At 60.6% G+C, this 13,129-nt stretch carries 17 protein-coding genes; all 17 read left to right on the top strand.

Annotation, left to right across the window (positions count from 1 at the left end):
• The first annotated feature begins 81 nt into the window (after positions 1–81).
• The 17 genes from AC0ZWN_RS00265 (at position 82) to AC0ZWN_RS00185 (ending at position 13,091) form a co-directional block, all read left to right on the top strand.
• On the top strand, positions 82–651 hold the full coding sequence (locus tag AC0ZWN_RS00265; protein WP_476333558.1) for a terminase small subunit: 570 nt from the start codon (positions 82–84) through the stop codon (positions 649–651).
• A gap of 4 nt (positions 652–655) precedes the next feature.
• The gene (locus tag AC0ZWN_RS00260; protein ID WP_476333556.1) at positions 656–2,650 is read left to right on the top strand and encodes a phage terminase large subunit family protein; all 1,995 of its coding nucleotides are present in this window, start codon (positions 656–658) and stop codon (positions 2,648–2,650) included.
• A gap of 1 nt (position 2,651) precedes the next feature.
• Positions 2,652–2,858: a phage head-tail joining protein gene (locus AC0ZWN_RS00255; protein ID WP_041481045.1), complete on the top strand. Its 207-nt coding sequence runs from the start codon at positions 2,652–2,654 to the stop codon at positions 2,856–2,858.
• Complete coding sequence (locus AC0ZWN_RS00250) at positions 2,858–4,339, top strand: phage portal protein (RefSeq protein WP_123595061.1); 1,482 nt, start codon at positions 2,858–2,860, stop codon at positions 4,337–4,339. The genes AC0ZWN_RS00255 and AC0ZWN_RS00250 overlap by 1 nt, the downstream gene beginning before the upstream one ends.
• Positions 4,336–5,490: a head maturation protease, ClpP-related gene (locus AC0ZWN_RS00245; RefSeq protein ID WP_476333553.1), complete on the top strand. Its 1,155-nt coding sequence runs from the start codon at positions 4,336–4,338 to the stop codon at positions 5,488–5,490. Before AC0ZWN_RS00250 ends, AC0ZWN_RS00245 begins: the two co-directional genes overlap by 4 nt.
• Entirely contained in the window at positions 5,487–5,831 is a 345-nt protein-coding gene (locus AC0ZWN_RS00240) for a head decoration protein (protein ID WP_476333551.1), read from the top strand. The genes AC0ZWN_RS00245 and AC0ZWN_RS00240 overlap by 4 nt, the downstream gene beginning before the upstream one ends.
• Positions 5,832–5,893: 62 nt before the next feature.
• Positions 5,894–6,889: a major capsid protein gene (locus AC0ZWN_RS00235; protein WP_150730192.1), complete on the top strand. Its 996-nt coding sequence runs from the start codon at positions 5,894–5,896 to the stop codon at positions 6,887–6,889.
• A gap of 2 nt (positions 6,890–6,891) precedes the next feature.
• On the top strand, positions 6,892–7,212 hold the full coding sequence (locus tag AC0ZWN_RS00230; protein ID WP_100847402.1) for a head-tail joining protein: 321 nt from the start codon (positions 6,892–6,894) through the stop codon (positions 7,210–7,212).
• Positions 7,209–7,874 carry a hypothetical protein gene (locus tag AC0ZWN_RS00225; RefSeq protein ID WP_476333548.1) on the top strand — a complete coding sequence of 222 codons (666 nt, stop codon included), beginning with the start codon at positions 7,209–7,211 and terminating at the stop codon, positions 7,872–7,874. The genes AC0ZWN_RS00230 and AC0ZWN_RS00225 overlap by 4 nt, the downstream gene beginning before the upstream one ends.
• A complete protein-coding gene (locus AC0ZWN_RS00220) occupies positions 7,867–8,379 on the top strand; it encodes a hypothetical protein (protein WP_476333546.1) in 513 nt (170 codons plus the stop codon). The genes AC0ZWN_RS00225 and AC0ZWN_RS00220 overlap by 8 nt, the downstream gene beginning before the upstream one ends.
• The gene (locus AC0ZWN_RS00215; protein ID WP_476333544.1) at positions 8,376–8,960 is read left to right on the top strand and encodes a phage baseplate assembly protein V; all 585 of its coding nucleotides are present in this window, start codon (positions 8,376–8,378) and stop codon (positions 8,958–8,960) included. The genes AC0ZWN_RS00220 and AC0ZWN_RS00215 overlap by 4 nt, the downstream gene beginning before the upstream one ends.
• Before the next feature lie 55 nt (positions 8,961–9,015).
• A complete protein-coding gene (locus AC0ZWN_RS00210) occupies positions 9,016–9,264 on the top strand; it encodes a hypothetical protein (RefSeq protein ID WP_476333542.1) in 249 nt (82 codons plus the stop codon).
• 5 nt (positions 9,265–9,269) lie between these two features.
• The gene (locus AC0ZWN_RS00205; protein ID WP_476333540.1) at positions 9,270–9,596 is read left to right on the top strand and encodes a GPW/gp25 family protein; all 327 of its coding nucleotides are present in this window, start codon (positions 9,270–9,272) and stop codon (positions 9,594–9,596) included.
• On the top strand, positions 9,593–10,474 hold the full coding sequence (locus AC0ZWN_RS00200) for a baseplate assembly protein (RefSeq protein WP_476333538.1): 882 nt from the start codon (positions 9,593–9,595) through the stop codon (positions 10,472–10,474). Before AC0ZWN_RS00205 ends, AC0ZWN_RS00200 begins: the two co-directional genes overlap by 4 nt.
• Before the next feature lies 1 nt (position 10,475).
• Positions 10,476–11,084: a phage tail protein I gene (locus tag AC0ZWN_RS00195; RefSeq protein ID WP_476333536.1), complete on the top strand. Its 609-nt coding sequence runs from the start codon at positions 10,476–10,478 to the stop codon at positions 11,082–11,084.
• Entirely contained in the window at positions 11,077–12,660 is a 1,584-nt protein-coding gene (locus AC0ZWN_RS00190; protein ID WP_476333534.1) for a phage tail protein, read from the top strand. Before AC0ZWN_RS00195 ends, AC0ZWN_RS00190 begins: the two co-directional genes overlap by 8 nt.
• Before the next feature lie 2 nt (positions 12,661–12,662).
• Complete coding sequence (locus tag AC0ZWN_RS00185; RefSeq protein WP_476333533.1) at positions 12,663–13,091, top strand: phage tail protein; 429 nt, start codon at positions 12,663–12,665, stop codon at positions 13,089–13,091.
• Positions 13,092–13,129: the final 38 nt, after the last annotated feature.

Here is a 13,129-nt window from a genome sequence, read left to right as displayed (position 1 = left end):
GCCCCTGTGCAATGGCCAGAAGGCTTGTCAACTAAGCCGGGTTAGTTGACAGGCTTAACAAGCCACGACGATGGAGGCCGCATGGCTTTTGTAACTCGCAAGGAGTACTGCGAGCTGAAGGGGTGGTCTCGGCAGTACGTTGGCAAGCTGGTCAAGAGTCAACGACTGGTTCTGAATGCCACCGGGAAGATTGATGTGGAGGCCAGCGAGAAGCTTCTGGCCATGACGAGCGACCCGAGCAAGGCCGCCGTCGCCGCTCGACATGAGCGCAATCGCCCGAAGCGGAGTGATCAGCCGCCGCTGGAAATAGTCATCGCAGACTTTGTAGATGACCCCTCTGGTCAGGTACCCGACTTTCAAAAGTCACGCGCGCTTCGTGAGCACTACCTGTCGCTTCAGGAAAAAAACAACTTCCTTAAAGCCCAAGGCACCTTGGTAGAGCGCAAAGCGGTCGAAGATGCGGCCTATAACGCCGGTCGCTTACTGCGCGATCTTTTGCTTGGAATGGCTCCACAGCTATCGCCGGAACTGGCCTCGCTGTCTGATCCATGGCAAATCGAAAAGCGTCTGACGGCGGCTTTACGACAAACACTGGAAGATGCGGAGCGGCTGTCTACAGCAGATTTAGAACAAGCCATTACCCCGAGCTAAACCTATGTCCTTAGAAATGTCGAACGGTGCGACGGTGTACCGCGAAGCGTATTTCCGTGGGCAGCGACCAGAGCCAGATGTCTGGATTGATCAGTGGGCCGACGAGTACATGCGCATTCCGCGCGACACGGGTGCGGCCGAGCCTGGTCAATACCACACTTCGCGTACCCCTTATGCGCGTGAGCCGATGCGCTGTCTGTCACCAGCCCACCCGTGCAAGCGGGTGGTGACCATGGTGGCTTCGCAGTTGATGAAAACGCAGATCGCCTTGAACTGGATCGGCGGCCTGATCCATATGGCCCCGTCCAACATCCTGACGTTGTTGCCCAGTCTGGGGTTGGCCAAGCGGGTATCGTCGCGGATTGGTAAAACCATCAAGGCTACGCCGGTGCTGCGTGAGCGCGTGGCGTCCAACCGCTCGCGGGATGCGCGCAACACCATGGACACGAAGGAGTTCGAGGGTGGTTCGCTGTACATCACCACGGCCGGTTCTGCGGCCAACCTGGCGGAGCTTTCCGCACGCTACATCTACGGCGACGAGGTTGATCGCTGGAGTGTGGACGTGGGCGAAGAGGGCGACCCGGTCGAACTGGCCGAGACTCGCGGCAGTACTTTCGGCCGTAACGCCAAATTTTATTTTTCCAGTTCGCCGACGGTCAGGGGGGCGTCACGGATCGCTGATCTGTTTGAGGTCAGCGATCAGCGTTACTACTACGTGCCGTGCCCAACCTGTGACCACATGCAGGTTCTCGAATGGGAGCGTTTGCATTACTCGGCGGATTTTCAGGTTGTGCATTACCAGTGTGCCGGCCCCGACTGCGACGTACTGATCGAGGAGCGCTATAAGGGCGAGATGCTGGCGAAAGGGGAGTGGCGAGCACACACCCAAGGCGATGGCGAAACCATTGGTTTCAACTTGAATGCGTTGTACTCGCCGCCCGGCTGGACCGGTTGGGCCTCGTTGGCCAAGCAATTCGAGAAAGCTAAAAAGGCTCAGGCCAAAGGCGATCTGGAGCCGATGCAGGTGTTTTACAACACCCGTCTGGCCAAGGTCTGGGATAGCGCTCAGGAGCAAACCTCAGCCGGTGTGCTGATGGATCGGGCGCGACTGGAAAGCTACGGGCTTGGCTCAATGCCCGACGGCGTATTGATGCTGACCGCTTCCGTTGACACCCAAGCCAACCGCCTGGAACTGATGGTGATGGGGTGGGGCGCTGGCATGGAGCGCTGGGTGGTCGACTTTCAAGTGATCTCCGGCGACCCCGCGGATGAGCGCACCTGGGTGGCGCTGGATGAGTTACTCAAGGCCCGTTACCGACACCCTTGTGGTGCTGAGCTGATGATCATGGCTACTGCGGTCGACTCCGGTGGTAACCATACGGATGAGGTCTATCAGTTCTGTCGTATGCGCCGCTGGCGCAGCGTGTTCGCCATCAAGGGGGCGAGCAAGCGGGGCCGGCCGGTGATCGCGCAGCGACCTTCGATGGTCGACGTGACATGGAAAGGCCTGACTGAACGGCATGGCGCCGAGCTATGGATTGTCGGTACCGACACGGCGAAGGACTGGATCTACAACCGCTATGCATTCGACACCGGCCCGGGAGCACTGCACTTTGCCAACGACCTGCCGGATGACTTTTTCGCCCAGTGTGTGGCTGAGCGCAAAGTCACCCGTTACGTCAGGGGGCATAAACGCATCGAATGGACCAAGGGCAAGTCCGAGCGCAACGAAGCGCTCGACCTGTTGGTTTACAACCTGGCCATGGCCCATTACCTCGGCATCAATCGCTACCAGGATCACGATTGGGCGCGGATTCGGCAGGCGATCATCCAGTCGGCTTCTGGCGATAGTGGCCAACCCGTTCAGAGCGAGCGGCTCAGCCGGCCAGTCGAAACACCGGCAGCACAACAGGCACCGCAACCAGCCGTGAAATCACGTCCGACAACGGCCCCCCCACAACGCCGCAGCTCCACCAGTGGCTACCTGAAGAGACGCTGATATGTCATTTACGAAAAAGCACCTCGACGCGGTTGAGGCGGCTATTGCTCGCGGTGAAAAAACTGTGCGCTACACCGACCGCACCGTGGAATACCGCACGGTCGATGAGCTGCTCAAGGCACGCGAAGAAATACGCTCGTCGCTGGCCAGCGCCGCCGGGCCACGTTCGCGCGTGGTTCGCCTTTATCACGGGGGCAAGGGACTTTAATGGCCCGACATTTTCCGACGTTGACCCGTAACGGCTTTGTGCTGCCGTCCAACATCAAAGCCAGTTACGAAGGCGCTGGTGAGGGCCGCCGATCCACTGGCTGGGATGCTCCCGACAACGGGATCAACAGCATCAACACCCCGGCACTGCGCAATTTGCGTTCGCGCTCCCGGGCAGCGGTTCGCAATGACCCGTATGCCTTCAACGTCATCGACAAGCGTGTCAGCAACCTGATCGGCACCGGCATCACGCCTCGCCCAACGACCGATGATGATGCTTTGCGAAAATTGCTCCAGGAGCTGTGGGGAGATTGGGTCGATGAGTCGGATGCGGATGACCGTACCGACTTCTACGGCCAGCAGGCGCTGGTGGCGCGCACTGTGGAAACATCGGGCGAGTGCTTCGTCCGGTTGCGTCCTCGCAGTCTGGATGAAGGTTTGGCGGTTCCGCTGCAGCTGCAAATCCTGGCGCCGGAATTCGTGCCGCACGACAAATTCGAGAGCACCAAAAACGGCAACGTCATCCGCGCCGGCATCGAGTTCACGCCCGGCGGCAAGCGGGTAGCGTATTGGATGTACCTGTCGCACCCGCGTGATGCGGCCTCGTTGAACGCCGGCTACAACCAGCTAGTGCGCGTCCCGGCCGCGCAGGTGCTGCACATCTTCGAACCGGTGGAGCCTGGCCAGTTGCGCGGTGTGCCGCGATTGTCGCCGGTACTCAAACGGCTGCGCAGTTTGGACAACTACGACGACGCGGTGCTGTTCCGTCAGGAGGTGGCCAACCTGTTCGCCGGTTTCATCAAGCGCCCGTCGCCTGACTCGGGTCCGGCGCCACGCGATCCGGTCACCGGCGCGTTATTGGATCTGGACCGCGACGGCTTCACGCCCATGGTTGCGCTCGAACCCGGCACCATGCAGGAACTCGGTCCGGGCGAAGAGGTGGAATTTTCCAAACCGCCGGACGCGGGCAACAACTACCCGGACTTCATGCGTCAGCAGTTGATGGCTGCAGCGGCGGGTAGCGGTACGCCTTACGAGATCCTCACCGGCGACATGCGCGGCATCAACGATCGAGCGCTGCGGGTGGTACTCAACGAGTTTCGGCGTCGCCTGGAACAACTGCAGTTCAGCGTGTACGTGCATCAACTCTGCCGCCCGGTACGGGCTGCGTGGATGGACATGGCGGTGCTGTCGGGTGTCTTGGTGCTGGACGATTACGCACAGAAGCGCCGCCAATACCTGCGCACCCGCTGGGTGCCGCAAGGCTGGGCTTACATCCAGCCGGTGCAGGACGTGCAGGCGCGAGCGATGGAGGTTAGAGCCGGTTTTTCGTCGCGCAGCGAGATGGTTTTGCGCACTGGCTACGACGCCGAAACGGTCGATCTGGAAAACGCTGCTGATCTGGCACGCGCCACCTTATTGGGCCTCAACTACAACACCCTTGATGCCGTCGAAGACACCGACGACAAGGAGCAACCATGAGCAAGAGCGCGAAACCGCGTATTTACAACCGCGCCGGCAAACGCGTCGAGGTTAAGGACAAGACCTGGTACGCCGTTCATGCCAGCGGCGAGACCGCCGAGCGAGTGATCGAGGTCTTCGTCTATGGCGAGATCGGCGCGTGGGGTATCACTGCCAATCAGTTCGTGCAGGATCTGCGCGCCATGGACGACGGTGTGTCGCCGGTGGTCGCCGCGTTCAACAGTATCGGCGGTGACCTGTTCGACGGGCTGGCCATGCACAACGCGCTGTCGCGGCTGGGCGAGCGATGCACCGGCCGGATCGATGCACTGGCAGCGAGTGCCGCCAGTGTGGCTGTGTGCGGTGCCCACCGCGTGGTCATCGCTTCCAACGCGATGTTGATGATCCATAACCCATGGACTTACGCCGCCGGTGATGCGGAGGACTTCCGCAAGGTGGCCGACGTTCTCGACCAGACCATGGAAGCGATCATCGCGGCGTACAAGGCCAAAGCGCCCGACATTGATGAGGTGGAACTGCGGCGTTTGGTGGCGTCTGAAACTTGGCTGACCGCCAACGAAGCGGTGGCATTGGGGCTGGCCGATGAAGTGGGCGACGGCGTCAAGGTCAAAGCCTGTCTCGGTCAAGGCGCGGTTCTGCAACGATTCCAGAACGCACCGGCTGATTTGCTGGCCCAGCTCGACGAGCCACCTGAACCGGATCCGGATCTTGATTCTGTCGATCCGCCGCTGGTGCCGCCTGTAGTCGACTCGACCAAGTTGGCATTGATGGTCACTCAGCGCTGCACGGCGGCGGGCATCAGCAACCTGATCGAGCCGCTGCTCAAGTCCACCCAGCTTGAAAGTGAAGAGGTCGTTTTGGCGGGTCTGGCACGCGCCAAGGCGATTAACGACCTCTGCGTGGCCGCGCGACTGCCTGAATTCAGCGCCGAGTATGTCGCGGCAGGTCTGGATGCGCCGGCGGTGCGGGCGCGTCTGTTCGACAAGATTGTCACCAGCGGTAAGGGCTTTGAAATCGACAACAGTCTGCCGCTGGCGGACGACGTGTCACCCAAGGTTCTGGCCAAACAACCTGACCCCAACTCGATTTGGGCTGCTCGCCAAGCGGCCCAAACTGGAACCGCGCAAAGCGCGAAAGGAGCAAGAGCATGACCATCAAACAGGAACCGATGCACGCGGGTGAATTCCTGCTGTCCGAAGGCGCCGGCAATATTTCGCGTGAAGCGATCAACGTCGCGGCCGGTCCAGAGTTGTGGCCCGGACAAATCCTCGGACTGGTGACCGCCTCCGGCGAATTCGCAGCCTACGAACCGACTGCTGAGGACGGCACCGAAAACGCTGTCGCTATTCTCTACGGCCCGCTGGGCGAATCCGATGTGGTGCGTCGCGGTCGCGCCGTGGTGCGGTTGGCCGAAGTCAGCGAAGCGCATTTGACCGGCCTCGATCTGGCCGCCGAGAAAGCACTCGCCGCGCATTTCGTGATCGTCCGCTAAGTCGATCCTTTTTTTGTATGCATCCCGCCGCGTGCGGGATTTTTCGTTTCTGGAGAGTACCCATGGCCGATATCGCCATTTTTGACGACGAAGCGTTCACCGTTACCTCGCTGACCGCTGCACTCAATGATCAGCCCTACCTGCCGGGCCGCATCAGCGCCCTGGGTCTGTTCCGCGAGGAAGGCATTACCACCCTGACCGTGCAGATTGAAAAGGACGGTGACACCCTGGCACTGGTGCCGGCCGGTGAGCGCGGTGGTTCTGGCCTGGTGGTTGCTGCGAGCAAGCGCAACCTGATCCCGTTCAACACCGTGCACCTGCCGGAGCGTTTCACTATCAAGGCGGATGAGATCCAAGGCATCCGCGCCTTCGGCACTCGCACCGAGCTGCAGGCGGTGCAGGACGTGGTCAATGCGCGTCTGGCTAAGGCGCGTCGTCAGTTGGACGCCACGCATGAGTTCCAGCGCATGGGCGCACTCAACGGCCAGATCCTCGACGCTGATGGTTCGACGGTGCTGCTGGACTTGTATGAGCGCTTCGGTGTGCAGCGTCAGAAGATGTCCATGGGGCTGACTAAGGCCGATACCGAGCTGCGGGTCATGTGCGGTGAGGCGCTGGACATGCAGGAGGATGCGCTGGGCAGCGTGACCAGTACCGGTTCGCGCGCTTTCTGCGGCAAGAACTTCTGGAACAAGCTGATTGTTCACAAGTCGGTCAAAGAGACCTACCTCAACAGTCAGCAAGCGGCAGCGCTGCGTGGCGACGCCCGGGAAAGCTTCGAGTTCGGCGGCATCATCTGGGAGCGTTACCGTGGCAAGGTCGCCGGCGTGTCTTTTGTCCATGACGACAAGGCGCTGCTGGTTCCGGAAGGCGTGCCAGATCTGTACATCTCGGTGTTTGCACCGGCCGACTACATGGAAACGGTCAACACTCAAGGCATCCCGTACTACAGCATGATCGAGCCGCTGCCCTTCAACAAAGGTATGGCCGGTGAGGCTCAGTCCAACCCGTTGCACCTGTGCACTCGACCGCGCGCCCAGATCCTGCTGGAACTCTGACCATGGGCTTCCGCGAACTGATCGCCGAGGTTGACGCGGTGGTGTTCGAAACGCTCGGCGACACCGCACGGATCGAGGGTCGCGAAGAGCCAGTGCTCGGCATGTTTGCCGCGCCCTGGCTGCAACCCAAGTTCGGCAAGCTCAATACCGGGTTGCGCGAGCCTCGCTTCGAGATCCGCGTCAGCGATTCGCAAGGTCTGGAACAGGGCATGCTGGTCAGCGTTGACCTGCCTGCCTTGGATGGCGGCGGTGACTACGACCTGATCCAGCTCGAACCGAGCGGTGACGGGCTGGTCGCCCTGATTCTGAGGTTGCGGCCGTGAGCGTCGGCAGCTATTTCAAACCCTCGGCCGGGGGCGGGATGATCTCTATCCAGTCCTCGGCCGCAGATTTTCAGGCGTTCCAGGATTTTGCCAAGGTGGTGCCGAAAGCGGCCGCTGCGGCGCATCGGCGCGCGATCAACAAAACGTTGGGAAGGTTGCGCACGCACATCGCCCGAGCCGTCAGCCGGTCAGAGCGCATTGCCGTAGCGGCGGTGCGTCAGCGGTTGCGCAGCTATCCAGTTTCCGGCGCGGCCGCGAGCGGCAAACTGTGGTTCGGGTTGAACAGCATCGAATCCAGCCGGATCGGCCGGGCGCGGCAGACCGGGAGCGGTGTGTCGGTGGCGGGGCGGCGTTACCAAGGTGCCTTTCTCAAGAAGGTCTACGGCAACAAGCCCGACATCTGGATCCGCACAGCCAGCAAGCATTTCAACGGGGACGACTACCCGGACAGCACGGTGTCCCCCGGTCGCGGGCCAAGTTCGGGGTGGGTCGCCGAAAACGGTAGTCGTTTCCCGCTGGCCAAAGCCAAGGTGTCGCTGGAGCAAGCCCGGCCGCATTTCGACAGCTGGGTCAAAAAGGCAGATGAGATACTGTTGGCGATTCTCAAGCAGGAACTCAACTTTGAGCTGCAGAAACACCTTAAGAGGATCGGCAATGTCTGAAGAACCGTTCAGCCTGGACCAGCTTTATCGGGCGGTAGAACAGCATCTGCGTACCCACTTGCCTGGCGTACAGGCCGTCACAGCCTGGCCAGACATTAAGGATCGCGTGTCGCTGCCAGCGGTGTTTCTGGAGGTGGCCGAGATCGAGCCGGGTACCGATATCGGTACCGGCGAAACCTCGTTGGTCTGCAAGTTCGAGGCTCGGATCATTGTTGACCCGATCAAGGCGCACCATCATCAACAGGCCGTGCAATTGGCGACGCAGTTGGCGGTGTTGCTGCGTTCGCAGACGTGGGGGTTGGCAGTTGAGCCCGCCGAGTTTGTGCAGTCGCTGCAGGACTGGACCCAGCCGCACCTGGATGGATACACGGTGTGGCTGGTGGAGTGGACTCAGCAGGTTTATCTCGGCCTTGAGGAATGGCCGTGGCCGGACGAACCGCCGGGGACGTTGGTGTTTGAAGTCGATCCGGGTGACGGGCAATTCAGGCCGGAGGATCTGCCGTGAGTTACGCAAGCGCCCAGCATGACCGCATGATCGCGGGTGCGGTAAAGGCTTGCTACGTGGTCGCGGTGGATCTGTCCGCTTCGCCGCCGGTATGTCGCGTGTCGGATGGCAGTGAATGGATCAGCGCCTGGGTGCGGTGGCACAGCATCGCCGCCGGCAAGGCCAGGCACTGGCGGGCGCCGTCTTTGGGCGAGCAGGGCGGTTTGATCAGTCCCAGCGGTGACGTGTCACAAGGCACGTTTGTCCCGGGCTTGTATGGCAATGCCGGGCCGCCGCCAGATAATCGCGACCATGTCGAGGTCTGGCGTTTTGATGATGGTGGCTCGCTGGTCTACGACTGGCAGGCCAAGTCTTACACCATCACCCTGCCGAGTGGCACGGTGGCGATCAAGGTCGGCGGCACGGACGTCGTCGTTACGGATAACGCGGTAACGGTGAAGTCGGGAACGATTGATCTTGAAGCGACCGTGAATATCAAAGGGCCTGTCAATATTGACGGCGCGTTATCCGTAACGGGCAACATCGACGGCGCTGGCAACATCATGGCCGCCGGCAACAGCGACAACCACCACAAGCATTAACCCAAACATTCATCCAGCCCGCCAAGTGCGGGCTTTTTCATGCCTGGAGAACCACATGGCCAAGATCGATATGACCTCAACCGATGCGCAAACGTCCTCGCAACCGGCATTGTCATCCTCAACTTACTCATCGCCTGAGTCCTTGAAATTCCGCGACAAGCTCTACACGTCGCGACTGGTAATCGTGCCCGGTACCGACCGTTCCTATCCGGTGGAGAAGGCGACGGTCGTGGTGCCGGCCTCCGACATCGAGGCGGTCAAGTTCCTGAAAACCAGCGAAGAATACGAGCCGTTCAAGGAGTGACATCGATGATCGGAATGGATCGCCAGACCGGCCTACCCATATCCGGCATCGAGCACCTGCGGCAATCCATTGCCGACATCTTGAGCACGCCGCTGGGCAGTCGCCGGCACCGTATGGAATACGGCAGCAAGCTACGGCGGTTTGTCGATTTGCCCATCAACGAAGGCTGGAAAAGCGCCGTACAGGCTGAGGTTGCCCGCGCACTGGGGCGCTGGGAGCCGCGTTTGAAGTTGAATCAGGTGCGCGTCATTTCCGTCATTGGCGGGCAAATCAATTTGCAAATCGTCGGGACGTACCTGGGCGACAGCGTCACGCTGGAGGTGGCCGCATGAGTACCGTAGATCTGTCGTCGCTGCCAGCGCCGACCGTGCTGGAGCCTCTGGACTTTGAAGAGGTTTATCAGGACGGTTTAGGCGTCTTTCGTGGGTACATGGGTGGCAACTGGACGGCCGCGCTGGAAAGCGATCCCGTGGTCAAAGTGCTTGAGGTCGGGGCCTACAACAAGGTCGGCAACCGCGCCCGGGTCAATGACGCTGGCAAGGCGCTATTGCTGGCGCACGCCATTCGCGGCGACCTCGATCACTTGGGGGCGAACGTCAATCTGACGCGCCTGGTCATTCAGGCCGAGGATCTGCTGGCGGTGCCACCGGCGCCCAAGGTCATGGAAGACGACGACCCGTTTCGCGAACGCATCCAGTTGGCCTATGAAGGACTGACTACGGCCGGCCCGCGCAACAGCTACATCCTGCATGCGCGTAACGCTTCTGGTCTGGTGGCAGACGCCACGGCCGAAAGCCCGGCGCCTTGTTACGTCACAGTCACGGTGCTGGGTCTGGACGGGGAAGGCGAAGCGCCGCCGGAGCTGCTGGCGACGGTGGCCGCTGCGCTGAATGACGATGACGTGCGCCCGGTCGGTGATCGTGTGACCGTGCAGAGCGCGCAGGTGATCCGCTACGAGATTGACGCCATTTTGCACATGGCCAGCGCCGGCCCGGAAGCGGATGCCAGTTTGGCCGAAGCGAAAAGCCGATTGGCCGGTTGGATCAATCCACGCAAGCGGCTGGGCGTCGAGGTCGCACGTTCCGCTATTGACGCTCAGTTGCACGTTGCCGGCGTTGCTCGGGTTGAGTTGGTCGGTTGGCAGGACTTGGCCCCAACCAAGGCTCAAGCGGCGTTCTGCACGCGCTACAACGTGAGGTTGGCGGGCTGATATGAAAAGTCTACTACCGCTCAACAGCACGCAACTGGAACGGGCCATGGAGGCCGTGTTTTTCGAAAAGACGATTGTCCCTCTGCGGGACCTTTACAACGCTGATACCTGCCCGGTGCATTTGCTGCCGCACTTGGCATGGGCATGGTCGGTGGATCGCTGGGATTACCGGTGGACTGAGGCGACCAAGCGCGCGGCCATCAAGGCGTCGTACTACATCCACAAACACAAGGGCACCATCGGCGCTTTGCGCCGGGTAGTCGAGCCGCTGGGCTACCTGATCGAGATTGTCGAGTGGTTCCAAACCGTGCCCGAGGGCGTGCCGGGCACCTTCGCACTGAAGGTGGGCGTTCTCGATACCGGCATCACTGAAGAAATGTATCAGGAGCTTGAGCGCCTGATCGACGATGCCAAACCCGTTACCCGGCAACTAACCGGGCTGGCGATCAGCCTGGAAACTCAAGGCGATTTGAATATCGCCGTGTCCCTTTACGAAGGCGACGAAATCGACGTTTACCCGCCCGTCATGCGTGACATCGAGGTCACTGGCAGCTTTGGCGTGGTCGGTCGCGAACACACCATTGATACCCTGGACGTTTATTATGATTGATGCGAATTCGCAGTTTTTCGCGATCCTTACGAATGTGGGGATGGCCAAGCAGGCGAACGCCGACGCGCTCGGCATTCCCTGGCTGATCACGCAAATGGGCGTTGGGGATGCCAACCCGAACGGGCTGGCTGATCCGCCCAATCCGGTGCCGTCGGCCAGTCAAACCAAGCTGCTCAACGAGTGGCGCCGCAAGCCGCTCAACCAACTGAAGATTGACCCGATCAACCCGGCGGTGATCATTGCCGAGCAGATCATCCCAGCCGACGAGGGCGGTAAGTGGATCCGCGAAATCGGTCTCTACGATGCGGACGGCGACCTGGTGGCGGTGGCCAACTGCGCGCCGAGCTTCAAGCCTCTGCTGTCGCAAGGATCCGGCCGCACGCAAATCGTGCGGATGAACTTCATTGTCACTAGCACCGGCAACATTCAGCTCAAGATTGACCCGGCGATTGTGCTGGCCTCGCGTGCCTACGTCGACGCGGCCATTCTGGAAGTGCTGCCGAAGAACAAGACCCCGGGCGAGTTCACACGGGTCAAGGTCAACGATCGCGGGATTGTAGTATCGGGTGATAACCCGGAAACGCTCGCCGGCATGGGCATCAAGGACAGCTACACCAAGGCCGAAATTGAGGCAATGATTGCTCAGGCCTCGGCGTTGCCGGTGGGTTCGATGGTTTCGTTTCCATTGGACAAAGTGGCGCCCGGGTTTCTGGAACTGGACGGTAGCGTCAAGAGCATTGCCGTCTATCCCGATCTGGCGGCATTCCTTGGTACGGCCTTCAACAAAGGCGACGAGGGGGCCGGCAATTTCCGTCTGCCGGAAACGCGTGGTGAGTTCCTGCGCGGCTGGGATCACGGGCGCGGCATTGATGCGGGGCGTGCGGTTGGCAGCTATCAGGCGGGCACCAAAATCCAAGGAGATGATGGTATAGGGCCGACCGTTCAGGGCATCGCAAACGTCGCTCAGATCGATGCAGACTCTGCGCCGGGTTTTACGGGCGAAATCAATTACACCTCTGCCGGCATGTTGAGCGGCAATTATGGCGCTTCCTATTGGCGCACGACTCGCCCGCGCAACTTGGCGGTAGTGTGGTGCGTTAAGGCGTGGAATGCGCCGATCAATCAGGGAAATATCGACATTGCGGCGCTCGCAGCTTTGGCGACGCAGGCCACGGAAATCAAGCTTGGTACGGCCAAGATCGCCACGCAGGCGCAGTTTGATGCCGGCACCGATGACACGACGATCGTCACGCCGAAGAAGCTCAGGCAGGGTTTTATGGCGAATCTTTCGCCAAACGGATACCAGAAGCTCCCGTCAGGGTTAATCGAGCAATGGGGGTCTGTCGCTATTACAGATAATGCCGAGGTGACCGTTGTTCTTCCAACCGCGTTCCCTAACGCGATTTTGGGGCATACGGTTTCGGTGCCATTATCGGCCCAAGCCGGGGCAGCGGAGTTTTCTATTGCTGGGGTGAGGAAGAACGGAAGCAGCCTCAATAGCATATTGGTCAATGCGAACTCGGGGCCTACCACATCGGTTAATCCAGTAGTTTCTTGGCGTGTATGGGGGGGCTGACCGTGATTTTCTTTAGTGCAAAAAAGCTTGGCTTTTACGACTCCACAATCATCAGCGATATTCCGGTCGATTGCGTTGAGATTTCCCAGGAAAACCACCGCGCGCTCATGGATGGGCAGACTGCCGGAATGGCCATCGCGGCTGACGAATTCGGCGACCCCATCCTGATCGATCGGCCGCCGCCTAGCGCTGAGGTGCAGGTCGCTGTTGAGCGCGCGTGGCGTGATGTGCAACTAGCGTTGACGGATCCTTTGGTTTCACGTCATCGCGACGAGGTCGAGGAAGGCGGGTCGACCTCGATCACTCCTGAGCAATACACCGAGCTGCAAGGCTACCGCCGGCTGTTGCGCGACTGGCCGCAAGGGGATCAATTCCCCCTCGCCGAACACCGGCCGCCGGCGCCGACCTGGCTGGCACCACAATCTACCTAAACGCCCCTCACTGAGGGGCGTTTTTCATTCCGTTACGC

The sequence above is a fragment of the Pseudomonas sp. 3B-A001-10F genome (genome assembly GCF_056313565.1).
The sequence above is the reverse complement of the archived record's forward strand: the minus strand, read 5'-3'. Positions and strand labels throughout refer to the sequence as shown.